Source organism: Variovorax sp. GW822-FHT04E09, assembly GCF_058800845.1.
This window is the reverse complement of record NZ_JBXAMR010000010.1, coordinates 42,329-66,485: the sequence shown is the minus strand read 5'-3', so window position 1 is coordinate 66,485 and position 24,157 is coordinate 42,329. Positions and strand designations below refer to the sequence as shown.

The following is a 24,157-nucleotide window of genomic DNA, read 5'->3' as shown; positions in this document are numbered from 1 at the left end:
CTTACATGCGGAAGTGCTCGCCCAGGTACACCCTGCGTACCTCGGCGTTGTCGACGATCTCCGAGGGTGTGCCTTGTGCCAGCACGTGCCCGTCGCTGATGATGAACGCGTGATCGCAGATGCCCAGCGTTTCACGCACGTTGTGGTCGGTGATGAGCACGCCGATGCCGCGCTCTTTCAGGAAACTGATGATCCGCTGGATCTCGATCACCGCGATCGGGTCGATGCCGGCGAAGGGCTCGTCCAGCAGGATGAAGCGCGGCTGGGTGGCCAGCGCGCGTGCAATTTCAACGCGGCGGCGCTCGCCGCCCGACAGCGCGAGCGCGGGCGAATCGCGCAGGTGGTCCACGCGCAGGTCGGCCAGCAGGTCGGCCAGGCGCTCTTCGGTGTGCTGCTTGGTCAGCGGCATCATGCGGCCGTTGGCGTCGGGCTCGCGTTGCAGCTCGAGCACGGCGCGCACGTTTTCCTCGACCGTGAGCTTGCGGAAGATCGAGGCTTCCTGCGGCAGGTAGCTCAGGCCCATGCGCGCGCGGCGGTGGATGGGCATGTGGGCGATGGGCTCGCCGTCGATGGTGATCTCGCCGGCGTCGGCGCGCACCAGCCCGACGATCATGTAGAACGAGGTGGTCTTGCCCGCGCCGTTGGGGCCGAGCAGTCCGACGACCTCGCCCTTTTGCACGTCGAGCGAGACGTCTTTCACGACCGTGCGGCTGCCGTAGCTCTTCTTGAGGCCGCGCGCCACGAGGCGGCTGCCTGGAATGCCGTCGGCGGTCTGGGTTCCTGCGGTTTCGATCACTTGCGCCCTTCCCCTTCGGTGCCGCCCAGCGTGGTGGTCGGGCGCAGCCCGGCGCCGGGCGCGGGGGTGGGTGCCGGGGCCGCGGGCTTCTTGCCACCGGCCGCCGGTGCGGAGCCGGGCGCCGCCGGGGCCGGCGTGGCCTTCGGCGTGAGGATGGCCTTCACGCGGCCGCCACCGCCCGCCGAGACGCCGGCGTTCGGCGGCACGAGGGAACCGTTGACGGTGTAGGTGTCGTTGCTCTGGTCATAGACGATCAGCGCGCCGCTGCTCTCGTCGTTGGCCGTGGCGCCGATCAGCCGGCGCATGACGGCACGGCGGATGAACTTGACGTTGTCGGCGCGGCTGTCGTACTCGATGACTTCCGACTCGCCCTCGATCCACTCGTCGCCGGCGTTGCGCTTCTGCTTGTAATAGGCCAGCTTGCCGGGCGCCGCCGTGACCACGCCGTACTGGTAGCCCTCGGCGTCCTGGCGCACGTCCAGCCGCGCGCCGCGGATGATGATCGTGCCCTTCGTGACCAGCACGTTGCCGGTGAACACGCTGGTCTGTTTCAGGTCGTCGTAGCGCATCGAGTCGGACTCGATGTTCATCGGCTTGGTGCGGTCGGCGGTTTCGGCCAGGGCGCCCGAGGCGGCACCGGCCAGCAACAGCGCGCCGAAAGCCAGGCGGCCGAGGCGACGAAGGGTGGGGAATGTGGGGATGGAGGGCAATGTCATAAAGGCACGAAACTTGCTCTGAAACATTGTATGCGTGGGATGGCAATTGCCCACCGCCGCCAATGAAAAAGCCCGCCGAAGCGGGCCTTGCATTCGACCGAAGAACCAGGTCGCCGGGTCTGTCAGCCCTTCTTGGCTTCGCCGATGAGGAAGGTCGCGACCTGCAGCACCTTGGACATGCTGCCGGCGGTTTCGCCGTCGACATACCAGCGGCCCGCCACGGCCAGGGCCGGCACGCCGGCGACCTTGTAGGCCTCGGTCTGCTGCGCCGCGCGGCGAGCCTTGCTGGCCACGCCGAAGGACGCAAAGGTTTCCTTGAACTTGGCGCCGTCGAGGCCGGCACGCTCGGCCCAGGCCTGGATGTTGGCGTCGCCGTTCAGGTTCTGGCGCTGCGCGTGGATGGCGGCGAACACCTTCGAGTGGTACTCGTCCAGCTTGCCCATGGCTTCGAGCGTGAAGTACAGGCGCTGCTTGGCCTCGACGTCGTTGCCCACGAAGGGCACGGGGATGCGGCGGAAGGCCACTTCCTTCGGGGCTGCCTTGACCCAGGCTTCGAGCGAGGGCTCGAAGTCGTTGCAATGCGGGCAGTTGTACGAGAAGAACTCGACCACCTCGACCTTGCCGGCGGGTGCATCGACGGGCACGCGCTTGTCGAGCACGAGGAAATCGGTGCCGGCCTTGGGGGCGCGCTGGGCGTGTGCCGGAACGGCAGCCAGCGAAAGCAGCCCGATCGAAGTGGCGGCCAGCGAAAAGTCACGACGTTTCATGGAAAAGGTTCTCCTGTGGGTACCGCAGTACAGAGCCGGCGCGCCGCCGGGAGTTCCCCGTGGGCGGCGCGCCCGAGGCGCTGGAATTGACAAACGAGTGCGGCGAATGCCGCGCGGGCGAGAGCTTAAAGGCTGTTCAAGAAAAGCGTCGGTCAGCGCTGCACGCGCACCAGCGCCGATTCGAGACCGCCGCCGTCGAGCCGTTCCTTGAGCCGGTCGGCGTCGTCCTTCTTGTTGAACGGGCCCGCGCGCACGCGGTAGACCGTGCGACCGGCCTGCTCGCGCTCGGTGACCTTGGCCTCGACGCCCATGAGCGACAGCTTGGCGCGCTGCGCCTCGGCGTCGTCGGTGGTGCGGAAGGCGCCGGCCTGCACGAAGTACATGAAGGGATCGGCACCCGAGGACGACGGTGCGGCGGCGGCCGTGTGGCTCGGCGCGGCGGACGCGGTGGTCGTGCTGCCGCCCGCACGGGCGCGGGCGAGGTCGCCCAGCGGATCGTTCGACGGCGGCAGGGCGTTGGCTTCGGCCGGCACCGGCGCGGGGCGCGCCGGCTTGGGCGCCACCACCACGGGGGCCGGGGCGGTGACCGGCGCGGTGGCGACGGGCGGCGTGCCGGGCGCCACGGTGGCGGGCGCGCCGGTGATCGGGTTCACCGGGCCGGTGGCCGTGGCGGCCGGCGGCGTGGCGGCGGGCTTGGGCGCGCCGGCCTTGCCGGCCAGCGGCGCGTTCGGGTCCCAGTCGCGGTTCTTGCGGGCTTCGGCTTCGTCCTGCTCGGCACCGCCGCGTTGCGTCTTGTTGACGAACGGGATCGGCACCTTGGTGACGTAGACCGCGATGCCCAGGGCGACGCCCAGACCGAGCACCAGGCCAATGATCAGCCCGATGACGATGTTGCCGCGTTGTCTGCTTGTCTTCTTCATGTTCAGAGGGTGATTCACATCTTGCTCGGCGCACTGACGCCGAGGATCGCGAGGCCATTGTGCAGCACCTGCGCGGCCGCTGCGACGAGTGCGAGACGCGCCAGCTTGACCGGCTCGTCGTCCACCAGGATGCGCTCGGCATCGTAGTAGCTGTGGTAGCTGGCCGCGAGTTCGCGCAGGTAGAAAGTCACGTCGTGCGGGGCGAAATCCTTCGCTGCCGCCGTCAGCATGGCCGGGTACTTGGCCAGCAGCAGCATCAGCGCCTGGGCCGCCGGGCTGTCCAGCGGCGACAGGTCGACCGCCTTGAGCGCGGCCACGTCGCCGCCCCAGGCCGCGAGCACCGAGCAGATGCGCGCGTGGGCGTACTGCACGTAGTACACGGGGTTGTCGTTGTTCTTGGTGACCGCCAGGTCGACGTCGAAGGTGTATTCGGTGTCGGGCTTGCGGCTGAGCAGGAAGAAGCGCACGGCATCGGTGCTGGTCCACTCGATCAGGTCGCGCAGCGTGACGTAGCTGCCGGCGCGCTTGCTGATCTTGACCTCTTCGCCTCCCTTCATGACGCGCACCATGGTGTGCAGCACGTAGTCGGGGTAGCCCTCGGGAATGCCTTCGCCCGCGGCCTGCAGGCCGGCGCGCACGCGCGCGATGGTGCCGTGGTGGTCGGTGCCCTGGATGTTCACGACCTTGTGGAAGCCGCGCTCCCACTTGGCGATGTGGTACGCGACGTCGGGCACGAAGTAGGTGTACGTGCCGTCCTGCTTCTTCATCACGCGGTCTTTGTCGTCGCCGTAGTCGGTCGACTTCAGCCACAGCGCGCCGTCCTGCTCGTAGGTCTTGCCGGCGGCCACGAGCTTGGCCACGGCCGCCTCGACGCGGCCGCTGGTGTAGAGGCTGGACTCGAGGTAGTAGTTGTCGAAGCGCACGCGGAAGGCCTGCAGATCGAGGTCCTGCTCGCGGCGCAGGTAGGCCACGGCGAATTCGCGGATGCTGTCCAGGTCGTCGATGTCACCGCTGGCGGTGTACTCGCGGTCGTCCGACTTGACGGTCTTCTTGGCCTTGAAGTCCTCGGCGATGTCGGCGATGTAGTCGCCGTTGTAGGCCGGGGCCTTTTCGCCGCTGGGCCACTCGGGGTCGCCGGGCTTGAAGCCCTTGGCGCGCAGCTGGGTGCTGTTGGCCAGCGTCTGGATCTGCACGCCGGCGTCGTTGTAATAGAACTCGCGCCACACGCTCTGGCCCTGCGAAGCCTGCAGGTTGCAGATGGCGTCGCCCAGCGCGGCCTGGCGGCCGTGGCCGACGTGCAGCGGACCGGTCGGGTTGGCCGACACGAACTCGACCAGCACCTTCTCGCCCGTGGCGGGCTGCTGGCCGAAGGTTTCGCCGGCGGCCAGCACCTCGCGCACGATCTGCTGCTTGGCGGCGGCCTTCAGGCGGATGTTGAGGAAGCCGGGGCCGGCGATCTCGATGGCCTCGACCCATTGGCCAAAAGCGGGGGTGGCGAGCAGCGCAGCGCTCAGTTCCTCGGCCAGTTCGCGGGGCTTGCGCCCCAGCGGCTTGGCGAGCTGCATGGCAGCGGTGCTGGCGAAATCGCCGTGCGCCGCCACCTTGGGCGACTCGAACGCGGCTTTGGCGCCAGCGCCGGGAGAGAGGGTTTCGAGCGTGTTCGCGAGCGCCGCGAGCAGCTCCTGTTTGACCAATAGCATCTGTGAATTTTACCGGGGGCAAACCCGGACCCAGTTAACGATCGTCATCCGATGGGCGATGTCGCCCGTTAGGATGGTCGGCCCCGAGGCGGGGCGTCTGTCACAACCCAACCTTGCAAGGACATATCCACCATGAAGAAGCTCCTTTCCCTGGTCGCCTCCACCGTCGCGCTCGGCGCCTGCCTGTCGTTCAGCGCCTACGCGCAGGACAAGGCACCCGCCCCGGTCGTGGCCCCCGCTGCCGCCGCCGCACCTGCGGCAGCCCCTGCCGCTGCGGCCGCACCCGCCGGTGGCGCCAGCTGCGATGCCAAGGCGATCGACAAGAACGGCAAGCCCCTGGCCGGCGCCGCCAAGAACAGCTTCATGAAGAAGTGCACCAAGGCCGCCGCCGGACCCGCCTGCGCCGCCAAGGCGGTCGACAAGAACGGCAAGGCCCTGGCCGGTGCCGCCAAGAACAGCTTCATGAAGAAGTGCGAAGCCGACGCGGCCAAGGCCTGATCCGGCGCGGCGCCGTGTGGCGCTGACATTTGTTACTCCCGAAGGGCCCGCTCATGCGGGCCTTTTCTTTTTGTCTTTTGAATTGATTACTTGCCGAAGCCGCGCGCCAGGAACACCGCCACCAGCGGGATCAGCGCGATCAGGTGCGCCTGGATCATCACCAGCTTGCGCGTCTTCAGGATGTCGGCCTCTGCCGGCAGCTTGCCCGTGGCGCGCAGCGTCTTGCGCCAGCGGAAGTAGGTCAGCGTCGGGAAGATCGACAGCACGCCCACGATGATGAACAGCGTGAGCTTCACGTGCAGCAGCGGGTTGGTCCAGTACCAGGCCGTGCCCTTCACGCCCCACCAGGTGCGCGCGATGCCGGTGGCCAGCACCGCGATGGCGGCGATGCCGTAGACCATGTCGACCTTGGCCAGCCGCTCGACCACGGCGGCATTGAGCCATTGCACGCGGCACAGCGCGGCTTCACTGGAGATGAACACGACCATCGTGAGGATGGCCAACAGATGCAGGTAGGCGAGGATGGCTTCGAGGGTCATCGGAAACTTTCTTCATCGGGGTTGCAAGCAAATGCAAAAAGCATTGTGCCGCCCGGTCACGATTTCAGGACCGCCCGCCCCAGAATTCCGGCTGCCCGTACTGCGCTTTGAGGAAATCAAGCCACAGTCGCACGCGCAGCGGCAGGTGCTTGGTGCCTGTGAACACCGCATAGATGCCGTTGGGCGGCGCGGCGAAGTCGTCGAGCAGGGGCACGAGCAGGCCGGCGTCGATCTCGGCCTCGACCTCCCAGGTGCTGCGCCACGCGATGCCGTGGCCCGCGAGGCACCAGTCGTGCAGCACCTGGCCGTCGGAACAGTCGAGCGGGCCGCTGGGGCGCAGATGGATGAGTTCCTGCACGCCCTCCTCGCTGGTAATGCGAAAGGCCCAGCCGCGCGTCTGCGAGGCGTCGCTCGACAGCGTGAGGCAGGCAAAGCGCGACAGCTCGCCCGGGTGTTTGGGCGCGCCGTGGCGGCGCAGGAACTCGGGCGTGGCGACGCAGCGGCGGCGGTTGTCGGCCAGGCGCACGCTCACCAGCGACGAGTCGGGCAGGTCGCCCACGCGCACGGCGCAGTCGAAGCTCTCGCCGGTGACGTCGACCACGCGGTCGCTGAGGTTCAGCGAGATCGTCACCTCGGGATGCAGCGCATGAAAGCGCGGCACCAGCGGCGCGACATGGCGGCGGCCGAAGCCGGCCGGCGCCGTCACGCGCAGGTGGCCGCTGGCCTTCACGCCGCCGGCGCTCACGCTGGCCTCGGCGTTCGCGAACTCGGTCAGGAGGCGCTGGCAGTCTTCGAGAAAGGCGCTGCCTTCGTGCGTGAGCGCGATGCGGCGCGTGGTGCGCACCAGCAGCTTGACGCCCAGGCGCTCTTCGAGCGCGTCGATGCGCCGGCCCATGATCGCGGGCGCCACGCCTTCCGCCTTGGCCGCCGCGGTGAGGCTGCCGCGGGTCGCGACCGAGACAAAGGATTCGAGCTGCTTGAGGCGGTCCATGGCGCGGGAACTATATCGCCCGCCGCGCATGGAGCAGGGGTTCAGTCGCCGGCCGTGACGCCTTGCGCCCGCAGCGCGGCGATGTCGCCGTCGCTGTAGCCCACCTCCTTCAGCAGCGCCTCGCTGTGCTCGCCGATGTGCGGCGGCTGCAGGCGGATGCCGGGGCGTTCGCCGCCCAGCGTGAACGGCGCGAGCGGCACCTTGGCCATGTGGCCGTCGTTCATGCGCACGGGTGCGAGGCCGCCGGTGGCGTTCAGGTGCGGGTCGTCGAACAATTCTTGCGGCTTGGTGATGGGCGCGAAGGGCAGCTCGTGCTGCTCGAACACCGCGCTGAGTTCGGCCGCGCTGTGGTTGGCGAGGTGCGAGCGCAGGATCGGCATCATCCACTCGCGTGCGCGCACGCGGTCGTTGTTGGTCTTCAGGCGCGGGTCGGCCAGCATCTCCTCGAGGCCGAAGGCCTTGCAGAAGATGGCCCACTGCTTGTCGCTCACGGCCGCCAGGAAGATCTGCTCGCCGTCCTTCACCGTGAACACGTCGTACACGGCCCAGGCCGAGATGCGGCTGGGCATCGGGTCGGCGGCCTTGCCGGTGGCCGCGAACTGCATCATGTGCTGCGCGACGAGGAACACGTTGTTCTCGAACAGCGCCGACTGCACCTCGCAGCCCTTGCCGGTGAGCTCGCGCTGGCGCAGCGCGGCCATCGCGCCGATGGCGCCGAACATGCCGCCCATGATGTCGTTCACGCTGGTGCCCGCGCGCAGCGGGTCGCCGGCGCGGCCGGTCATGTAGGCCAGGCCGCCCATCATCTGCACCACCTCGTCGAGCGCGGTGCGGTGGTCGTACGGGCCGGGCAGGAAGCCCTTGTGGCTCACGTAGATGAGGCGCGGGTTGAGCTTGGCCAGCGTGTCGTAATCGAGCCCCAGTTTCTTCATCGTGCCGGGCTTGAAGTTCTCGCTCACGATGTCGGCGGTGGCGATGAGGCGCAGCGCAGCCTCCACGCCCTCGGGCTTCTTCAGGTCGAGCGCGATGCTCTTCTTGTTGCGGTTGAAGGTCGGGAAGAAGCCCGCGCCCGAGCCCAGCAGGCGGCGCGTGTTGTCGCCTTCGATGGGCTCGACCTTGATGACCTCGGCGCCCAGGTCGGCCAGCAACAGGCCGCAGGTCGGGCCCATGACCATGTGGGTGAACTCGACGACGCGCACGCCCGCGTAGGGCAAGGGATTGGCTTCAGACATGAGAGAGGGTTTCCTGGACAAAGCCCTTGGGCAGGCCGGCTTCGGGCGTCATGCCGTAAACCGGCTCGCCGGGCAGGCCGGCCTTGAGCGGCGCACGCGCCGCGATGAGTTTGTCGATGTCGATGCCGGTGCGCACGCCCATGGCCTCGAACATGAAGACGAGGTCTTCGGTGACGGCGTTGCCCGAGGCGCCCGGCGCATAAGGGCAGCCGCCGAGGCCGCCGAGCGAGGCGTCGAAGGTGCGCACGCCCTCGTCCCACGCGGCCAGGCAATTGGCGATGCCCAGGCCGCGCGTGTTGTGCATGTGGGCCGCGCCCGCGTGCACGCCGAGTTCGGCGCGCAGCCGCTTGAAGAGGCGGCGCACCTGCGCGGGATTGGCGTAACCCACGGTGTCCGACAGGCCGACCTCCTGCGCGCCGGCCTCGACGCACTGCACGGCCAGGCGGATCACGTCGTCTTCCGGCACCAAGCCCTGCAGCGTGCAGCCGAAGGCGGTGGAGATGCCGGCTTCGAGCTTCACCTGCGGCGCGACGGCGCGGCGCAGTTCGGCGATGGCGCGCACCTCCTCGACCATCTCGGTCGGCGTCTTGCGCACGTTGGCCAGCGAATGCGCCACGCTGGCCGACACCGGCATCGTGAGCTTGTGCACGCCCGCCTCGAGCGCGGCCTGCGCGCCCTTGCGGTTGGGCACCAGCGCCATCACCACGAGGCCGGGCAGCGTGACGGCGTGGCGCACCACCTCGGCGGCGTCGGCCATCTGCGGCAGCAGCTTCGCGGGCACGAAGGAGGCGACCTCGATCTCGCGCAAGCCGGCGGCATGCAGCGCGTCGATCCAGCGCAGCTTGTCGGCCGTGGGCATGGTGGCCTTCACGGACTGCAGGCCGTCGCGCGGACCGACCTCGCTGATGAGAACGTCGGGGGAGGTCATCGGGTGCTTTCTTGACTGTTCTATCTTGCAGAACTATATTCTGTTAAACAGAATTAAATCGGCAAGCCCGCCGACTGTCAAGCCACGCCATGCCCCGCAAAGCCCAGACCGAATCGGTGTCCGACCTCAACGCCGCCCCCGGCGGCGCCGCCGCGGTCGACCGCGCGCTGAGCCTGCTGTCGGCCTTCCGGCCTGGCGACGAGGCGCTGTCGCTCGCCCAGTTCGCCGAGCGCACGCAGCTCTACAAGAGCACGGTGCTGCGCCTGCTGGCCTCGCTCGAACATGCGCGGCTGATCCGCCGGCAGGACGACGGGCGCTATGCGCTGGGGCTGGAGATCGCGCGGCTGCACGGGCTGTACGCGGCGTCGCAGTCGCTCGACCGCCTCGTGCTGCCGGTGCTGCGCACGCTCGCCGCCGCCACCGGCGAGAGCGCGGCGTACCACGTGCGGCAGGACCAGGGCGATAGCTGGGTGCGGCTGTGCCAGTTCCGCGTCGATTCGTCGCACGTCGTGCGCGACCACGTGCGCGCGGGCGACCTGCTGCCCAACGACCGGGGCGCGGGCGCGCGCGTGCTGATCGCCTTCGGGCCCGAGGCCGAGCGGCCGCGTGGCGCCAGGGAACGCAAGCTGTACGACGCGATCCGCGCGCAAGGCTATTGCGCGCTGGTGGGCGACCGCACGGCCGAGCTGGCGGGCATCTCGGCGCCGGTGTTCCATGCGGATGGCGGCCTGGCCGCGGCGGTCACGCTGACGATGCCGACGCACCGCTACGACGCAGCCTACATCGAGCCCGTGCGCGCGGCGGCGAAGGCGCTCAGCGGGCAGGTCTGAGCATCAGGATTCAGCCTTGAAGCCGGAATTCTTGATCGGCAGTTCCCACCGCTTCAGGTGCGTCGCCTGGATCGTCGCCAGCTCCGCCGGCCCCGCATGCGCCGGCACGAGGCCCAGCGCGTAGATTTTTTCCTGCACATCGGGCATGCGCAGCGCGTCGGCCACGGCCTTGTCGATGCGCGCGACCAGCTCGGGCGACATGCCCGGCGGGCCATACAGCCCGAAGAAGGCATCGGCCGTCACGTTGATGCCGGCCTCCTTCAGCGTCGGCACGTCGGGCAGCGCGCGGCTGCGCTTTTCGCCCGTCACCGCGAGGATGCGGACCTTGCCCGCGCGGTGGTGCTCGATGGTTTCCGAGGCGGTGTCGACCATCAGCGGCACCTGTCCGCCGATGAGGTCCTGCGCGGCCGGCGCGCCGCCGCGGTAGGCGACGTGCGTCATCGGCACGCCCGAGGCCTGTGCCAGCAGCTGGCCCGCGAAGTGCGGCACCGTGCCGGCGCCCGAGGTCGCGTAATTGGCCTTGCCCGGGTTGGCCTTCATCTAGGCCAGCACCGCCTTCAGGTCGCCCGCCGGCGCACCCGGCCCGGCCGTGACCGCGAAGTCGAAGGTGCTGCCGAGCGAGATCGGCGTGAAGTCCTTCACCGTGTCGTAGCCGAGGTTCGAATACAGCCACGGGTGGATCACCATCGCGCCGCTGGGCGAGAAGATGAGCACGCTGCCGTCCGGCGGCGAGCGCTTGAGTTCGGCCAGCGCCAGCCGGCCGGCCGCGCCGGGCTTGTTGTCGACGATGACGTTCTGTCCGAGCGACACGCGCATCTTGTCGGCCAGGATCCGCGCGACCACGTCGGCCGAGCCGCCCGGCGGAAAGCCGATCAGGATGCGCACCGTGCGCTCCTGCGCGAACGCCATCGGCGCGAGCGCCGTGGCAGTGATGACGGCAGCGGCCTGCGCTGCGAACTGGCGGCGTTGCATGGGGCGGTCTCCTCGGGGTGGTTGTTCTTCGGTGTGCTCTGTGCGTGTAGCCGTCAGCGCAGCGCGGCCAGCAGCGCCTCGTTCTGCGCCGGCAGGCCGACGCTCACGCGCAGCCATTGCGGCAGGCCATAAGGGCCGAGCAGCGAGACCTCGATGCCGGCGGCCAGCAGGCGCGCGTGCACGGCCGGCGCGTCGCCGACCTGCACCATCACGAAGTTGCCCGACGACGGCACGTGCGGCAGGCCCAGCGCGGCGAAGCCCGCGGCGAGCTGCTCGCGCCCGGCGGTGTTGAGTTCGTAGGTGCGCGCCAGGAAGTCGGTGTCGCCCAGCGCCGCCACGGCCGCGGCCTGGGCCGGCGTCGTCACATTGAAGCGCGGGCGGTGCGCGTTCATGCGCGCCGTGAGCGCCGGCTGCGACACGCCGTAGCCGATGCGCAGCCCCGCCAGGCCGAAAGCCTTGGAGAAGGTGCGCGCCACGATCAGGTTGGGCAGGCGGCGCACCCATTCGATGCTGTCGTAGCGCTGCGTGGGCGACAGGTACTCGGTGTAGGCCTCGTCGAGCAGCACCGTCACGTGCGCGGGCACCGATTGCAGAAACTCGCGCAGCGGCGCAGCATCGATGAAGGTGCCGGTCGGGTTGTTCGGGTTGGCCACGAAGACCAGCTTCGTGTCGTCGCCGATGGCGGCGCGCATCGCGTCCAGATCGTGGCCGAAGTCGCGCGAGGGCACGACGGTGGCGCGCGCGTGGGCGTGCGCCGTGGCCGCCGCATAGACGATGAAACCGTACTGCGAATAGACGACGTTCTCGCCGGGCTTCAGGCTGACCTGCGCCGCAAGCTCGAGGATTTCGCTCGACCCGCTGCCCAGCGTGAGCCACTCGGGCGGCACGTCGAGCCGCGCGGCCAGCGCCTGCTTGAGCGCGGTGCCGTTGCTGTCGGGGTAGTTGCCCGCACCTTCGAGGGCGGCGGCCGCAGCGCGGCGGGCCGACTCGGGCATGCCGAGCGGGTTTTCGTTGGAAGCCAGGAGGATCATTGCGGCGGGAGCTGATTATTTAAGAAGTTAAATATATACAGCTGCCACCGGCCCGGCCTCAGGGCCTACCCTTTGAAGCGGCGCTTGGGCTCTTATCGATTACCTTCATTTTTGTCACAGATAAATCTCACTTTCGGCTCTTACTGGCCCGCAAAGTATCGAATACAGTTCTCCCATGGCTTCACCTGGGGCAAGTGCGCCCCACTGCTGCGCCGCCCCCGATTTCCTGTTTTTTGCATTGCGTTCCCCAAGGAGAAACACATGACCGACCGCACCACCGCCCACCGACTCCAGGTCGCGACCGAACTGCACCGCTTCGTCGAAGAGAAGGTCCTGCCCGCCAGCGGCGTGGCCAGCGACGTGTTCTGGAAGGGCTTCGACGCCATCGTCCATGACCTGGCGCCCAAGAACGTCGCCCTGCTCGCCGAGCGCGACCGCCTGCAGAGCGAACTCGACGCCTGGCACAAGAAGAACCCCGGCCCGATCGCCGACATGCCGGCCTACCGCGCCTTCCTGGAAAAGATCGGCTACCTGCTGCCGCAGCCCAAGGGCGTGAAGGCCACCACGGCCAACGTCGACTCAGAACTCGCGCTGCAGGCCGGCCCGCAGCTGGTGGTGCCGATCCTGAACGCGCGCTACGCCCTGAACGCCGCCAACGCGCGCTGGGGTTCGCTGTACGACGCGCTGTACGGCACCGACGCCATCCCCGAAACCGGCGGCGCCGAAAAGGGCAAGGGCTACAACCCCGTGCGCGGCGCCAAGGTCATCGAGTTCGCGCGCAACGTGCTCGACCAGGCCGCCCCGCTGGCCAATGGTTCGCACAAGAACGCCACCGGCTACAGCGTGAAGGACGGCCAGCTGGTCGTCGCGCTGCAGGGCAGCACCACCGGCCTGGCCGATGCGTCGCAGTTCGTCGGCTACCAGGGCGACGCCGCCGCGCCGTCGTCGGTGCTGCTCAAGCACAACGGCATCCACCTGGACATCCGCATCGACCGCAGCACCGCCATCGGCAAGAGCGATGCGGCCGGCGTGAGCGACCTCGTGCTCGAAGCCGCGCTCTCGACCATCCTCGACCTGGAAGACTCGGTGGCCGTGGTCGACGCGGCCGACAAGGTCGTCGCGTACGCGAACTGGCTGGGCATCGTGCAGGGCACGCTCACCGAAGAAGTCGCCAAGGGCGGCAAGACCTTCACGCGCGGCCTGAACGCCGACCGCGAGTACACGGGCGCCAACGGCCAGCCGCTGAAGCTGCACGGCCGCTCGCTCATGTTCCTGCGCAACGTGGGCCACCTGATGACCAACCCGGCCATCCTGTACGAAGGCGGCAAGGAAATCCCTGAAGGCATCCTGGACGCCGTGGTCACCACCACCATCGCCATGATCGACGTCAAGCGCAAGGGCAACTCGCGCACCGGCAGCATCTACATCGTCAAGCCCAAGATGCACGGCCCGGCCGAAGTCGCCTTTGCCAGCGAGCTGTTCGGCCGCGTCGAGCAGCTGCTCGGCCTGCCCGCCAACACCGTCAAGCTCGGCATCATGGACGAGGAGCGCCGCACCAGCGTGAACCTGCAGGCCTGCATCGCCGAGGCCGCCGCGCGCGTGGCCTTCATCAACACCGGCTTCCTGGACCGCACCGGCGACGAGATGCACACCGCCATGCAGGGCGGCCCGATGATCCGCAAGGGCGACATGAAGTCCAGCGCCTGGATCGGCGCCTACGAAAAGAACAACGTGCTCGTCGGCCTGAACTGCGGCCTGCGCGGCAAGGCGCAGATCGGCAAGGGCATGTGGGCCATGCCCGACCTGATGGCCGCGATGCTCGAGCAGAAGATCGCCCACCCCAAGGCCGGCGCCAACACCGCCTGGGTGCCCTCGCCGACCGCCGCCACGCTGCACGCGCTGCACTACCACCAGGTCAGCGTGACCGCCGTGCAGCAGGAACTGGAAAAGATCGACGCCGACGGCGAGCGCGAGAACATCCTGAACGCGCTGCTGCAGGTGCCGATCGCTGCGCAGGCGAAGTGGACCGACGCCGAGAAGCAGCAGGAAATCGACAACAACGTGCAGGGCATCCTGGGCTACGTGGTGCGCTGGGTCGACCAGGGCGTGGGATGCTCGAAGGTGCCCGACATCCACAACGTCGGCCTCATGGAAGACCGCGCCACGCTGCGCATCTCGAGCCAGCACATCGCCAACTGGCTGCTGCACGGCGTGGTCACGAAGGCGCAGGTCGACGAGGCCTTCCAGCGCATGGCCAAGGTGGTCGACGAGCAGAACGCCGGCGACGCGCTGTACCAGCCGATGGCCGGCCACTTCGACACCTCGGCCGCCTACAAGGCCGCGCAAGACCTCGTGTTCAAGGGCATCGAGCAGCCCAGCGGCTACACCGAGCCGCTGCTGCACGCCTGGCGCCTGAAGGTCAAGGCCGCGGCCTGACGCGCGCCTTGCGCAGTGCCGGCCTCCGCCGGCACTGACGCCTCGGAGACACGCAACGAACGGCGCCCTCGGGCGCCGTTCTGCATGGGGCGCGACATGCCGGTAGCATCGACGCCGCCCTCTTCTCTCTCTCCGGTCTCCGTTTCTCCCGATGAACAAGCACGCGGCTTCGCCGCCCCCGACCCGCGGGTCGACCTCGGCCGCGGCCATGCTGGTCGCACTGGCCACCGCCTTCGCGCTGAGCCAGGCCTTTCGCACCGTCGGCGCCATGATGGCCACGCCGCTCACGCAGCACTTCGGCCTCACGCCGCAGGCGCTGGGCACGTGGGCCGGCACCTTCCATTTCACCTTCGGCATCATGCAGCTCGCGATGGGCGTGTCGATCGACCACTTCGGCGTGCGCCGCACCGTGCTCACCGCCTTTCCGCTCGCCATCGCGGGCGCCGCGCTGTGCACCGTGGCGCCGGGCTTCGGCGCGCTGCTGCTGGGGCAGGCGCTGATCGGCGTGGGCTGCGCGCCGGCCTTCCTGGCCTGCACCGTGTTCATCGCGCGGCACTTCGACGCCGCGCGCTTCACCGCCATGTCGGGGCTGGTGATGAGCCTCGCGGGCATGGGCATCCTGTTCACCGGCACGCCGCTGGCGCTGCTGATCGAGGCCGCCTCGTGGCGCGCCGGCTACGCCGCGCTGACCGCCTTCGCCGTGCTCTCGTGGATCGTCATCTTCTGGCGCGTGCACGAGCCCGCGCGACCAACGATTACATCGGACGAACCCGCGCCCGAACGCCAGTCCCTGCGCCAGGCCGTGCGCGACCTGCTGCCGCTGTTCGCCATGCCGCACACGCTCGGCCTGCTGTGCTTCGCCTGCGTGTCGTATGCCGCCTTCATCACGCTGCGCGGCCTGTGGCTCGGCCCCGTGCTGCACGACCGCCACGGCCTCTCGCTCGTGGCCAGCGGCAACGTGGCGCTGGTGATGACCGTCGCCGGCATGGCCAGCCCCATGCTGTTCGGCCGCCTCGACCCCGGCGGCGCGCGCCGCACGCGCTGGATGATGCGCTGCGCCTTCGCCGGCGCGGCGATGTTCGCTGCCATGGCCCTCACGCAGTCGCGCGCCATCGACATCGGCCTGCCGATCGTCTACGGCATGCTGTCGGGCTACAGCGTGCTGCTGTACGCGTACACCAAGAACGCCTACCCGGCGGCCGTGACGGGCCGCGCGATGGCGCTGCTCAACATGGCAATGTTCCTCGGCGTCTCGCTGATGCAATGGACCACCGGCGTCGCCGCCTCCTGGGCCGTGGCCCAGGGCAGCGAGCCGTTTCGCGCGGTGTTCCTCACGGTGAGCGGGATGCTGGCGGCGGGGACGCTGGCGTTCTGGGTGCTGCCGCGGGCGAAGGTGCCAGTGCGTCCCACGCCCTGATCGCCGACACGCGGCCTCACGCCGCATCCCCCAACCGCGCCCGTACCTCGCGCCGGCTCAGCTGCCGCTTGGCAACGGCATAGACATCGTGACGCCCATACATGTCGAAGTGCGTAGGCAGGCCCGGCGCTGAACGTCGCGCCGCGCCGCAGCGCGTGACCATGCAACGGCGCAGCACGTCGTAGCACTTGGGCTCCGCCTGCGTCGCGCTTGCGCGCTCAGAAAACTTCGCCAGCACGACCTCGAACCAGCAGCCGTCGACGCAGTGCCACTGCGTGGTCTCGTCGATCACGTGGTAGACCGCGTAAGGCGTGTCGCCCCGCCGCGCGGCCCGGTCCACACGGCGCGCCGCGCGCGCCTCGCGCAGGCGCCGGTTCGGCAGCAGGATGCCGGTGACCGGGTGCACGAACAGCTCGACGCCCGGCGCTTCGTGCAGCGGCACGCCGTCGCGGGTTCCCCAGCGGTAGGGTCGCACCCGCACCTCGCCATCGCACAGCACCGCGTCGCGCGCCACGAAGTCGTCGACGTGCAAAAAGATGTGCGCCTGCACCGTGCTGCGGCGATCGATGCCGCTGCACAGCTCGGCGTACACCTTGTCCCACGGCCGGTGCACCTGCTTGTGCAGCCAGCGCTTGAGCGGCTGGAGGTTTTCGCTCAGCCATTTCGGATGCTGCAGGCCGCGCTTCATGCCCAGGTGCGAACCGCGCTCGGGGCTGTTGCGCCACGGGCGGCCATCGCCCTGCACGCGCCAGCCGCCGCGCGGACGCTCGACGATCACCTTGTCCATGTCGTCACGCATCGTCGGCCCTCCGTGCGATGTCGCGCGCGGCTTTCTGCAGCGCCACCTTCTGCGCGCGCCGCTCGGCGCGGTGGGTGCGCAGGTGGCGGCCTGCGCCCTGGCTGGATTCGCGGCGCGCCATCGCGGCCACCACGGGATTGCGCGGTGCCGACGCGGGCACCGCAAAGTAGAACCGGCCCAGACGCTTGTCGTCGTCGCGGGCCTTTCGTTGAGCACTCATGTGCACACACTCCGAAAGAAACAAAAAGGCCCCGGCGAATGCAGTTGCGCGCGGGGCCCTTGTCGATTCGGCCGCGGCGGATGCGAAAGAGCACATCCGGCCGGGGCGGTCGGTGTGCGTCAGGTGTTCAGTGAACGGTTCATTGGTTGGTGTTCTCGCCCGGGAGGTTGATCGTCGCCGGGCGTGGTGTCGGAAAAAACTGTCGCTGAAAAAGGAAGGGCGGATTCTGGCGAGGGCTCGCGCCGCGCGCAAGCGGGGCGCGCAGTGCTGTGGCGCAAAGCTGACAGCACACGCCGGTTGAATCCGCTTCGCGCATCGCGCCGTATGGCATCTCAAGCGCATCGCGCCTCCGAGCTGTTGGCGGTTTCCACAGAGCCTTTCCTTCCAGGAGACATCCATGAAAAAACTCGTGATCGCCCTCGGCGTGTCGGTCCTGCTCGGCGCGTGCGCCGGCAGTGGCATGAGCAACGCCAGCAGCAGTGCCGCCACCCCCATGGTCGGCGGCGCGCCGATGTACCCGACGAAGGACATCGTCGACAACGCGGTGAATTCGAAGGACCACACGACGCTGGTCGCCGCGGTGAAGGCGGCCGACCTCGTGGCCACGCTCAAGAGCCCGGGCCCGTTCACGGTGTTCGCGCCCACCAACGCCTCGTTCGCGGCACTGCCGGCCGGCACGGTCGACACGCTGCTCAAGCCCGAGAACAAGGCCACGCTCACCAAGGTGCTGACCTACCACGTGGTGCCCGGACGCATGGACAGCGCGGCGCTGACGAGCGCGATCAACGCGGGCGGCGGCAAGGCGATGCTCAAGACCGCCAGCGGCGGCACGCTCACGGCCACGATGAGCGGCGGCACGGTGTGGGTGACCGACGCCAAGGGCGGCACGGCGGCGGTGACGATCGCCAATGTCTACCAGTCGAACGGCGTGATCCACGTCGTCAACAAGGTGCTGCTGCCAGGTTGAGTCAGCTCCGCTGCGCGGCCTCCGCTTCGTCGCGCAGCCATTGCGCGAAGTCCTGCGCGTCGCGGTTGCCCGCGGCGCGCCGCGACATCTCGATGAAGTAGCCGCGGTGCGATGCCACGCCCTGGCCGAGCGGCGCCACGAGCCGGCCGTCGCGCACCAGTTCGCGCAGCAGCGGCAGGCGCCCGATCACCACGCCCTGCCCCGCCACCGCGGCGGCCACCGCATCGGCGTACTGCGAGAAGCGCAGCGTGCTCTTCATGCGCAGGTCTTCCAGCACCATCACCTTGAGCCACGGCTCCCAGTCGGCGGTCGGGGCTTCGCTGTGATCCGGGTACTCGATGGTCAGCAGCGTGAGCTTGGAAAAATCGGACAGCTCGCGCAGCGACGCGGCCACCTGCGGCGCGCACAGCGGAATCACCGACTCCTCGAACAGCGCCGGACCCACGCCGCGGCCGATGGGTACGAAGCGCACCGCGAGATCGAGCCGGCTCACGTCCAGGTCGAGCACGTCGAGCGTGGCCGACACACGCACGTCGACCTGCGGATGCGTGCTGGTGAAGCGCGCCAGTTTCGGAATGAGCCACAGCGACGCGAAGCCCGGCGTGGTGGTGATCGACACCTGCCGCGGCGCGGCGCTGGCGCGCACGCGCGCAGTGGCGTCGCGCAGGCGCTCCAGACTGTCGGTGACGGCGCGCTGCAGCACGCCGCCGGCCTCGGTGAGCGCGAGCGCACGGTGGCGGCGCTCGAACAGCAGCACGCCCAGGCTGGCTTCGAGCTGCTGGATCTGCCGGCTCACGGCCGACTGCGTGAGGTGCAGCTCGCCCGCCGCCAAGGTGAAGCTGAGCCGGCGCGCGGCGGCCTCGAAGCTGCGCAGCAGCTCGAGCGGTGGCAGCTCGCCGGCAGGGGTTTTCGCATTCTCTGGAGGCATGCAACGAGTTCCGAATGACCGCGTGTAAGAGAGGGTTCGGCTCACTATATTCATTCGTATCACGAATGCAATGGAGGTTCCCATGAGCACCACCGACCGGTCCCCTTCCACCTTTTTCTCCTCGTCGAGCTCGCGCTTCCACGTGAGCCTGCCCAGCCGCGCCGTCTTCGCCGTGCCCGACGGCGCGGGCGTGGGCATCGAATGCCGCAGCGGCGCGGTGTGGATCACGCTCGACCGCGACCCGCGCGACATCGTGCTCGGGCCGGGCGAGCGCTTCGAAAGCACCGAGCACCGCCGCGTGCTGGTGTCGGCGCTGGAGTCGTCGTGCATCTCGGTGTCGGACGCGCAGCCCGCCGCGCTGCCGAACCCGGCCTCGCGCGCACAGGCTCGCGTGCGGTCGCCTTGGCGACTGGCGCTGCACGGGTTGTCCCCGGCTTGACCGCGGGCGCCGTGGCATCGAACCTCGATGCCATGGACCGCCCCCGCAGGGAGCAGCACCGCGCGCCGCCGTGACGACAGGCGGCTTTTTGCTTTGGGCGTCCGTTTTCCTTCTTGGCCTTGAAAGGGACACGCCCATGACCACCACTTCCGGCGCAGCGCTCGCATGACCGCGCCGCAACCCACACCCCAACCCTGCATCCTGTGCGAGCAGGCCGACGGCATCGCCACGCTCACGCTGAACCTGCCGCACAAGCTGAACCCGATCGCGAAAGACCTGCAGGTCGAACTGCGCGACGCGCTCGAGCGCATCCGCGACGACCGCACGGTGCGCGCCGTGATCCTCACGGGCGCCGGCAAGGCCTTCTGCGTGGGCGCCGACCTGAGCGCGATGGCGCCGCCCGGCGAACCCGGCCAGACGCTCGGCGACCAGACCGCCGAGTGGATGCAGAAGCTCAGCAACCCGCTCATCGAGACGCTGCGCACGCTGCCGGTGCCGGTGGTGGCAGCGGTCAACGGCCCGGCGGCCGGTGCGGGCGTAGGCCTGGCGCTCGCGGCCGACGTGACCATCGCGGCGCGCAGCGCCTACTTCTACCTGCCCTTCCTGCCCAAGCTCGGCATCGTGCCCGACCTGGGCTGCACCTGGGCCATCCCGCGCCGCGCCGGCCGTGCGCGCGCGATGGGCATGGCGCTGCTGGACGAGCGCCTGAGCGCCGGGCGCGCCGTCCAGTGGGGCCTGATCTGGGCCTGCGCCGACGACGAGCAACTGATGGACGAGGCCCGCGCCATCGCGCAGCGCCTGGCGCGCCTGCCGGCGCACGCGGTGCTCGAAGCGCGCGAGGCCTTCGACGCCTCGGAGCACCACACGCTGAAGGAACAACTGCACTACGAGAGCGAGCGCCAGCGCGCGCTCATCGACCGCCCCAGCTTCCGTGAAGGCGTGAGCGCCTTCCTGCAGAAGCGCCCTCCCGTTTTCGAAACCCGCTGACGTCCCCATGACCATCGAACGCACCCTCTTCACCGCCGACCACGAGGCCTTCCGCGACAGCTTCCGCCGCTTCATGGACAAGGAGATCGCGCCCTTCCACGACGACTGGGAAGAGCAGGGCTACGTCGACCGCGCCGTCTGGACCAAGGCCGGCGAGAACGGCTTCCTGTGCATGGCGCTGCCCGACACCTACGGCGGCGCGGGCGCCGACCTGCTGTATTCGGTGATCCAGTTCGAGGAACTGTGGGCACGCGGCTTCACGGGCATCGGCTTCGGCCTGCACAACGAGATCGTTGCGCCGTACATCCTGCGCTACGGCACCGAGGCGCAAAAGCAGCACTACCTGCCGAAGCTCGCCAGCGGCGAGATGGTCGGCGCCATCGCCATGAGCGAACCCGGCGCGGGCAGCGACCTGCAGGCGGTGAAGACCAGCGCCCTCCGCCAGGCCGACGGCAGCTACCTGCTCAACGGCAGCAAGACCTTCATCACCAACGGCTGGCATGCCGACCTGGTGATCGTGGTCGCCAAGACCGACCCGGCCGCGGGCGCGAAGGGCACGAGCCTGTTCCTCGTCGAGCGCGGCATGCCGGGCTTCGAGAAGGGCAAGCGCCTGAAGAAGCTGGGCCTGAAGGCGCAGGACACGTCCGAGCTGTTCTTCAACGACGTGCGCCTGCCCGCCGAGGCGCTGCTGGGCGAGGTCAACCGCGGCTTCGTCTGCCTGATGGAGCAGCTGCCCTGGGAGCGGCTGCAGATCGCGATCAGCGCGGTGGCGGCGTCGCAGGCCGCCATCGACCACACCGTGGCCTACGTGAAGGAGCGCAAGGTGTTCGGCCAGCCCGTGGGCAACTACCAGAACACGCGCTACACGCTGGCCGAGCTGCAGACCGAGGTGCAGGTGGCGCAGGTGTTCGTCGACAAGTGCATCGAGCTGCTCATGGCCGAGAAGCTCGACACCGCCACCGCGAGCATGGCCAAGTACTGGACCAGCGACCTGCAGTGCAAGGTGATGGACGAGTGCGTGCAGCTGCACGGCGGCTACGGCTTCATGTGGGAGTACCCGATCACCCGCGCGTACGCCGACGCGCGCGTGCAGCGCATCTACGGCGGCACCAACGAGATCATGAAAGAGGTGATCACGCGCGCGATGGGCCTCGGCGGGCGCTGACCCACGCGTCATTTGGCACCACTGGCGCCATGGAAAGGGCTGCGGGAGAATGCCGCGCATGCCCATCCTCAACGCCTTCTACGCCCAGTCGGGCGGCGTCACCTCGGTCATCAACGCCTCGGCCTGCGGCGTGATCGAGACGGCGCGCCAGCACCCGGACCGCATCGGCACGCTCTATGCCGGGCGCAACGGCATCCTCGGCGCGCTCACCGAGGACCTGATCGACACCAGTGCCGAGCCGGCCGAGGCCGTTGCGGCGCTGCGCAGCACGCCCTCGGGCGCGTTCGGTTCGTGCCGCTACAAGCTCAAGTCGCTCGAAAAAAACCGCCGCGAGTACGAGCGCCTGATCGAGGTGTTCAAGGCGCACGGCATCGGCTACTTCTTCTACAACGGCGGCGGCGACTCGGCCGACACCTGCTTCAAGGTGAGCCAGCTGTCGCAGTCGATGGGCTACCCGCTGCAGGCCATCCACGTGCCCAAGACCATCGACAACGACCTGCCGCTGACCGACTGCTGCCCGGGCTTCGGCTCGGTGGCGAAGTACGTGGCGGTGTCCACGCTCGAAGCCTCGTTCGACGTGCGCTCGATGGCCGCCACCTCCACGAAGGTGTTCGTGCTCGAGGTGATGGGCCGCCACGCCGGCTGGATCGCCGCGGCCGGCGGGCTGGTGGCCGACCATGGCATTCCGGTGGTGGTGCTGTTCCCCGAGATCGAGTTCGATGCGGCCCGCTTCCTGGCGCGCGTCGATGCCATGGTGCAGCAGCACGGCTACTGCTCGGTGGTGGTGTCCGAAGGCTGCCACCATCCCGACGGCACCTTCCTGGCCGAGCAGGGCGCGCGCGATGCCTTCGGCCATGCGCAGCTGGGCGGCGCGGCGCCGGTGGTGGCGCAGATGGTGAAGGAGGCGCTGGGCCACAAGTTCCACTGGGCGGTGGCCGACTACCTGCAGCGCGCGGCACGCCACATCGCCTCGGCCACCGACGTGAAGCAGGCCTACGAGTTGGGCCAGCGCGCGGTCGAGCTGGCGCTCGAAGGCCGCAACGCGGTGATGCCGACCATCGAACGCACGAGCGACGTGCCCTATGCCTACACGCTGGGCGCGGCGCCGCTCGAAGCGGTGGCCAATGTCGAGAAGCCGATGCCGCGCGACTTCATCTCGGACGACGGCTACGGCATCACCGAGAAGTGCCGCCGCTACCTGCTGCCGCTGATCGCGGGCGAGGACTACCCCGCCTACCGCGACGGCCTGCCGGTGTACGCGACGCTGCGCAACGTGGCGGTGCCGAAGAAGCTGCCGGCCTTCGCGCTCGCATGACGGTGGTCATCGACACCGCGCGCTGTCCGCTGTGCGGCGAGGCGAACCGCTGCGCGATGGAGATCGAGCGCGAGACCGGGCAGGCGCAGCCGCCCTGCTGGTGCATGGCCGCCGATTTTTCGCTGGCCCCGCTCGACACGCTGCCGCCGGCGCTGCGCGGCCAGGCCTGCATCTGCGCGCGCTGCGCCGCAGGAAAGCCGCCGCCTCAGGACTGAGCGACGTCGCCCTGCGACTGCGACTGGGACTGTGATTGGGACTGCGACTGCCCCTGTGCAGGCTCGGCAGCTTCCGTCGCAGCTTCCGCCACATCCCCCGCCGTCACCATCGTCGGCGCCGTGCCGCTGCGCTGCGCGGTGACCACGCCGTGGATGAACTGCAGCTTGCCCACCGCCGCGCGCGGCAGCACGAAGGGGTAGTAGTCGGGCTGGCCCATGCTGCGCGACAGCTCGTTGAGCATGCTGGTCAGCAGCACCCAGCCGTTGATGAAGTCCAGGAATTTCGCGGCGTCGGGATGCTCGGGCTGCCACAGGTCGGCGGCGGTGAACAAATCGTTCTGCAGCTCCACGTTGCTCGCGTCGATGCCGAAGCTCATGGCCGTGTCGGCGGTGTCGGCCATGTGCAGGTAGTGGGCCCAGGTCTCGGCCCAGTCTTCCCACGGGTGCATGCTCGCGTAGCTGCTGACGAAGCGCTGCGCCCAGTCGGGCGGCGGGCCCTGTTCGTAGTGCTGCTGCAGCGCGGCGCCGTAGTCGGCGCGCTCGTCGCCGAAGAGCGCGCGGTAGTCGTCGATCCAGCGCGTGGGCAGCACCAGCAGGTCCCAGTAGTAGTGGCCGATCTCGTGGCGGAAGTGGCCCAGCAGCGTGCGGTAGGGCTCGTGCATCTCGGCGCGGATGCGCTCGCGCACGGCGTCTTCGGCCTCCTCGGCGTTGAGCGTGATCAGGCCGTGCTCGTGGCCCGTCATCACGTGCGGGGCGCCCGGCATGTTGCTGAGAAAGTCGAAGGCCAGCCCGTGCACCGGATCGGCATGGCGGCTCACCACCGGCAGGCCGAGCGCGAGCAGCTGCGAGATCAGGCGGCGCTTGGGCATCTCGAGCTTGCGCCAGAGTTCGCCGTTGGCCTCCACCGACAGGTCGGGGATGGTGCGCGTGACGCTGCAGGCCAGGCAGTAGCCGGGCGCCAGGCCCTGCGTGTCGGCGGGAATGGCCTCGCCCTCGCGCGGCTGCGCCACCATCCAGTTGCAGGCGGCCGGCGTCATGAGGTTGGCGCAGCGGCGGTAGGTGGCGCCGTGCGGGTCGCCGAAGACGGTGAAGGTGTCGGGCAGCGCGCCCTCGCCTTCGGCCGGCGCCAGCGGCACCACGCCGAGCCGGTCGATCACGTAGCCCAGCGGCGTGTGGCAGGCCAGGCACTCGCTGTTGCGCAGGAACACGGGGCGCCCGCACTGGCAGCGGTAGGCGCGGCTGACGGTGGGGGCGGCGAGTTCGGCCGCGAGCGTGGGAGCGGCGTCGGGCACGGCGGGGTCGGCCGGTTCATTGACGGGTTCTTGAATCGACGGGTTCATGGCTTGTTT

General features: G+C 69.2%; 23 protein-coding genes and 2 pseudogenes. 10 read left to right on the top strand and 15 right to left on the bottom strand.

Going from position 1 to position 24,157, the window contains the following annotated elements; genetic code table 11:
* Window position 1 precedes the first annotated feature (1 nt).
* From lptB to argS, 5 genes are all read right to left on the bottom strand, one after another.
* On the bottom strand, window positions 2-796 hold the full coding sequence (lptB, locus tag AC1RL8_RS28710) for an LPS export ABC transporter ATP-binding protein (RefSeq protein WP_070063734.1): 795 nt from the start codon (window positions 794-796) through the stop codon (window positions 2-4).
* On the bottom strand, window positions 793-1,512 hold the full coding sequence (lptA, locus tag AC1RL8_RS28705) for a lipopolysaccharide transport periplasmic protein LptA (RefSeq protein ID WP_492686718.1): 720 nt from the start codon (window positions 1,510-1,512) through the stop codon (window positions 793-795). Before lptA ends, lptB begins: the two co-directional genes overlap by 4 nt.
* A gap of 122 nt (window positions 1,513-1,634) precedes the next feature.
* The gene (locus tag AC1RL8_RS28700; RefSeq protein ID WP_062483056.1) at window positions 1,635-2,279 is read right to left on the bottom strand and encodes a thiol:disulfide interchange protein DsbA/DsbL; all 645 of its coding nucleotides are present in this window, start codon (window positions 2,277-2,279) and stop codon (window positions 1,635-1,637) included.
* 152 nt (window positions 2,280-2,431) lie between these two features.
* Complete coding sequence (locus AC1RL8_RS28695; RefSeq protein WP_095743351.1) at window positions 2,432-3,199, bottom strand: SPOR domain-containing protein; 768 nt, start codon at window positions 3,197-3,199, stop codon at window positions 2,432-2,434.
* A 14-nt stretch (window positions 3,200-3,213) separates the two neighbouring features.
* Entirely contained in the window at window positions 3,214-4,899 is a 1,686-nt protein-coding gene (gene argS, locus AC1RL8_RS28690; RefSeq protein ID WP_070063731.1) for an arginine--tRNA ligase, read from the bottom strand.
* Between the two features lie 132 nt (window positions 4,900-5,031).
* Between argS and AC1RL8_RS28685 the strand changes: the two genes are divergently transcribed.
* Window positions 5,032-5,397: a hypothetical protein gene (locus AC1RL8_RS28685; protein ID WP_369631027.1), complete on the top strand. Its 366-nt coding sequence runs from the start codon at window positions 5,032-5,034 to the stop codon at window positions 5,395-5,397.
* A gap of 86 nt (window positions 5,398-5,483) precedes the next feature.
* Here AC1RL8_RS28685 and AC1RL8_RS28680 read toward each other — a convergent pair whose 3' ends face one another.
* From AC1RL8_RS28680 to AC1RL8_RS28665, 4 genes are all read right to left on the bottom strand, one after another.
* Window positions 5,484-5,936 carry a DUF2214 family protein gene (locus tag AC1RL8_RS28680; protein ID WP_056584391.1) on the bottom strand — a complete coding sequence of 151 codons (453 nt, stop codon included), beginning with the start codon at window positions 5,934-5,936 and terminating at the stop codon, window positions 5,484-5,486.
* Between the two features lie 64 nt (window positions 5,937-6,000).
* A complete protein-coding gene (locus AC1RL8_RS28675; RefSeq protein ID WP_062479733.1) occupies window positions 6,001-6,927 on the bottom strand; it encodes a LysR family transcriptional regulator in 927 nt (308 codons plus the stop codon).
* A gap of 41 nt (window positions 6,928-6,968) precedes the next feature.
* Window positions 6,969-8,159 carry a CaiB/BaiF CoA transferase family protein gene (locus AC1RL8_RS28670; RefSeq protein ID WP_492686717.1) on the bottom strand — a complete coding sequence of 397 codons (1,191 nt, stop codon included), beginning with the start codon at window positions 8,157-8,159 and terminating at the stop codon, window positions 6,969-6,971.
* On the bottom strand, window positions 8,152-9,087 hold the full coding sequence (locus tag AC1RL8_RS28665; RefSeq protein ID WP_492686716.1) for a hydroxymethylglutaryl-CoA lyase: 936 nt from the start codon (window positions 9,085-9,087) through the stop codon (window positions 8,152-8,154). The genes AC1RL8_RS28670 and AC1RL8_RS28665 overlap by 8 nt, the downstream gene beginning before the upstream one ends.
* Before the next feature lie 89 nt (window positions 9,088-9,176).
* Here AC1RL8_RS28665 and AC1RL8_RS28660 point away from each other — a divergent pair, with 89 nt between their 5' ends.
* Window positions 9,177-9,917 carry an IclR family transcriptional regulator gene (locus tag AC1RL8_RS28660; protein ID WP_492686715.1) on the top strand — a complete coding sequence of 247 codons (741 nt, stop codon included), beginning with the start codon at window positions 9,177-9,179 and terminating at the stop codon, window positions 9,915-9,917.
* Window positions 9,918-9,920: 3 nt separating this feature from the next.
* Here the strand turns inward: AC1RL8_RS28660 and AC1RL8_RS28655 are convergent.
* Window positions 9,921-10,826, bottom strand: a pseudogene (locus tag AC1RL8_RS28655) (Bug family tripartite tricarboxylate transporter substrate binding protein).
* Window positions 10,827-10,942: 116 nt separating this feature from the next.
* Window positions 10,943-11,926, bottom strand: a pseudogene (gene hisC / locus AC1RL8_RS28650) (histidinol-phosphate transaminase); the annotation flags it as partial.
* 255 nt (window positions 11,927-12,181) lie between these two features.
* Here hisC and AC1RL8_RS28645 point away from each other — a divergent pair.
* Window positions 12,182-14,356, top strand: coding sequence for a malate synthase G (locus AC1RL8_RS28645; RefSeq protein ID WP_070063724.1), 2,175 nt, complete (start codon window positions 12,182-12,184; stop codon window positions 14,354-14,356).
* Between the two features lie 151 nt (window positions 14,357-14,507).
* Window positions 14,508-15,773 carry an MFS transporter gene (locus AC1RL8_RS28640; protein WP_492686714.1) on the top strand — a complete coding sequence of 422 codons (1,266 nt, stop codon included), beginning with the start codon at window positions 14,508-14,510 and terminating at the stop codon, window positions 15,771-15,773.
* Between the two features lie 16 nt (window positions 15,774-15,789).
* On the opposite strand, the gene AC1RL8_RS28635 is transcribed toward AC1RL8_RS28640, so the two are convergent.
* Window positions 15,790-16,572, bottom strand: coding sequence for a hypothetical protein (locus AC1RL8_RS28635; RefSeq protein ID WP_492686713.1), 783 nt, complete (start codon window positions 16,570-16,572; stop codon window positions 15,790-15,792).
* A complete protein-coding gene (locus tag AC1RL8_RS28630) occupies window positions 16,565-16,792 on the bottom strand; it encodes a hypothetical protein (protein WP_095949708.1) in 228 nt (75 codons plus the stop codon). The genes AC1RL8_RS28635 and AC1RL8_RS28630 overlap by 8 nt, the downstream gene beginning before the upstream one ends.
* Before the next feature lie 397 nt (window positions 16,793-17,189).
* Between AC1RL8_RS28630 and AC1RL8_RS28625 the strand changes: the two genes are divergently transcribed.
* Window positions 17,190-17,759 (top strand): fasciclin domain-containing protein, encoded by a 570-nt coding sequence (locus AC1RL8_RS28625; RefSeq protein WP_139702187.1) that lies wholly within the window; start codon window positions 17,190-17,192, stop codon window positions 17,757-17,759.
* Between the two features lies 1 nt (window position 17,760).
* On the opposite strand, the gene AC1RL8_RS28620 is transcribed toward AC1RL8_RS28625, so the two are convergent.
* The gene (locus AC1RL8_RS28620) at window positions 17,761-18,687 is read right to left on the bottom strand and encodes a LysR substrate-binding domain-containing protein (RefSeq protein ID WP_062479753.1); all 927 of its coding nucleotides are present in this window, start codon (window positions 18,685-18,687) and stop codon (window positions 17,761-17,763) included.
* Between the two features lie 82 nt (window positions 18,688-18,769).
* On the opposite strand from AC1RL8_RS28620, the gene AC1RL8_RS28615 reads away from it, so the two are divergent.
* The 5 genes from AC1RL8_RS28615 (at window position 18,770) to AC1RL8_RS28595 (ending at window position 22,808) form a co-directional block, all read left to right on the top strand.
* Window positions 18,770-19,126 (top strand): DUF2917 domain-containing protein, encoded by a 357-nt coding sequence (locus AC1RL8_RS28615; RefSeq protein WP_062479754.1) that lies wholly within the window; start codon window positions 18,770-18,772, stop codon window positions 19,124-19,126.
* Between the two features lie 165 nt (window positions 19,127-19,291).
* A complete protein-coding gene (locus tag AC1RL8_RS28610; protein ID WP_056584360.1) occupies window positions 19,292-20,113 on the top strand; it encodes an enoyl-CoA hydratase-related protein in 822 nt (273 codons plus the stop codon).
* A gap of 7 nt (window positions 20,114-20,120) precedes the next feature.
* Window positions 20,121-21,278 (top strand): acyl-CoA dehydrogenase family protein, encoded by a 1,158-nt coding sequence (locus AC1RL8_RS28605; RefSeq protein WP_492686712.1) that lies wholly within the window; start codon window positions 20,121-20,123, stop codon window positions 21,276-21,278.
* 58 nt (window positions 21,279-21,336) lie between these two features.
* Window positions 21,337-22,593, top strand: coding sequence for a 6-phosphofructokinase (locus AC1RL8_RS28600; RefSeq protein WP_492686711.1), 1,257 nt, complete (start codon window positions 21,337-21,339; stop codon window positions 22,591-22,593).
* Window positions 22,590-22,808, top strand: a complete 219-nt coding sequence (locus AC1RL8_RS28595; RefSeq protein ID WP_070063714.1) for a cysteine-rich CWC family protein — start codon at window positions 22,590-22,592, stop codon at window positions 22,806-22,808. The genes AC1RL8_RS28600 and AC1RL8_RS28595 overlap by 4 nt, the downstream gene beginning before the upstream one ends.
* Here AC1RL8_RS28595 and AC1RL8_RS28590 read toward each other — a convergent pair.
* A complete protein-coding gene (locus AC1RL8_RS28590; RefSeq protein WP_492686710.1) occupies window positions 22,799-24,148 on the bottom strand; it encodes a zinc-binding metallopeptidase family protein in 1,350 nt (449 codons plus the stop codon). The genes AC1RL8_RS28595 and AC1RL8_RS28590 overlap by 10 nt on opposite strands.
* Window positions 24,149-24,157 lie beyond the last annotated feature (9 nt).

Coding starts and splice junctions, on each gene's coding strand:
- lptA (WP_492686718.1), bottom strand. CDS start 1,512: ATGACATTGCCCTCCATCCCCACATTCCCCACCCTTCGTCGCCTCGGC.
- AC1RL8_RS28700 (WP_062483056.1), bottom strand. CDS start 2,279: ATGAAACGTCGTGACTTTTCGCTGGCCGCCACTTCGATCGGGCTGCTT.
- AC1RL8_RS28695 (WP_095743351.1), bottom strand. CDS start 3,199: ATGAAGAAGACAAGCAGACAACGCGGCAACATCGTCATCGGGCTGATC.
- argS (WP_070063731.1), bottom strand. CDS start 4,899: ATGCTATTGGTCAAACAGGAGCTGCTCGCGGCGCTCGCGAACACGCTC.
- AC1RL8_RS28685 (WP_369631027.1), top strand. CDS start 5,032: ATGAAGAAGCTCCTTTCCCTGGTCGCCTCCACCGTCGCGCTCGGCGCC.
- AC1RL8_RS28680 (WP_056584391.1), bottom strand. CDS start 5,936: ATGACCCTCGAAGCCATCCTCGCCTACCTGCATCTGTTGGCCATCCTC.
- AC1RL8_RS28675 (WP_062479733.1), bottom strand. CDS start 6,927: ATGGACCGCCTCAAGCAGCTCGAATCCTTTGTCTCGGTCGCGACCCGC.
- AC1RL8_RS28670 (WP_492686717.1), bottom strand. CDS start 8,159: ATGTCTGAAGCCAATCCCTTGCCCTACGCGGGCGTGCGCGTCGTCGAG.
- AC1RL8_RS28665 (WP_492686716.1), bottom strand. CDS start 9,087: ATGACCTCCCCCGACGTTCTCATCAGCGAGGTCGGTCCGCGCGACGGC.
- AC1RL8_RS28660 (WP_492686715.1), top strand. CDS start 9,177: ATGCCCCGCAAAGCCCAGACCGAATCGGTGTCCGACCTCAACGCCGCC.
- AC1RL8_RS28645 (WP_070063724.1), top strand. CDS start 12,182: ATGACCGACCGCACCACCGCCCACCGACTCCAGGTCGCGACCGAACTG.
- AC1RL8_RS28640 (WP_492686714.1), top strand. CDS start 14,508: ATGAACAAGCACGCGGCTTCGCCGCCCCCGACCCGCGGGTCGACCTCG.
- AC1RL8_RS28635 (WP_492686713.1), bottom strand. CDS start 16,572: ATGCGTGACGACATGGACAAGGTGATCGTCGAGCGTCCGCGCGGCGGC.
- AC1RL8_RS28630 (WP_095949708.1), bottom strand. CDS start 16,792: ATGAGTGCTCAACGAAAGGCCCGCGACGACGACAAGCGTCTGGGCCGG.
- AC1RL8_RS28625 (WP_139702187.1), top strand. CDS start 17,190: ATGAAAAAACTCGTGATCGCCCTCGGCGTGTCGGTCCTGCTCGGCGCG.
- AC1RL8_RS28620 (WP_062479753.1), bottom strand. CDS start 18,687: ATGCCTCCAGAGAATGCGAAAACCCCTGCCGGCGAGCTGCCACCGCTC.
- AC1RL8_RS28615 (WP_062479754.1), top strand. CDS start 18,770: ATGAGCACCACCGACCGGTCCCCTTCCACCTTTTTCTCCTCGTCGAGC.
- AC1RL8_RS28610 (WP_056584360.1), top strand. CDS start 19,292: ATGACCGCGCCGCAACCCACACCCCAACCCTGCATCCTGTGCGAGCAG.
- AC1RL8_RS28605 (WP_492686712.1), top strand. CDS start 20,121: ATGACCATCGAACGCACCCTCTTCACCGCCGACCACGAGGCCTTCCGC.
- AC1RL8_RS28600 (WP_492686711.1), top strand. CDS start 21,337: ATGCCCATCCTCAACGCCTTCTACGCCCAGTCGGGCGGCGTCACCTCG.
- AC1RL8_RS28595 (WP_070063714.1), top strand. CDS start 22,590: ATGACGGTGGTCATCGACACCGCGCGCTGTCCGCTGTGCGGCGAGGCG.
- AC1RL8_RS28590 (WP_492686710.1), bottom strand. CDS start 24,148: ATGAACCCGTCGATTCAAGAACCCGTCAATGAACCGGCCGACCCCGCC.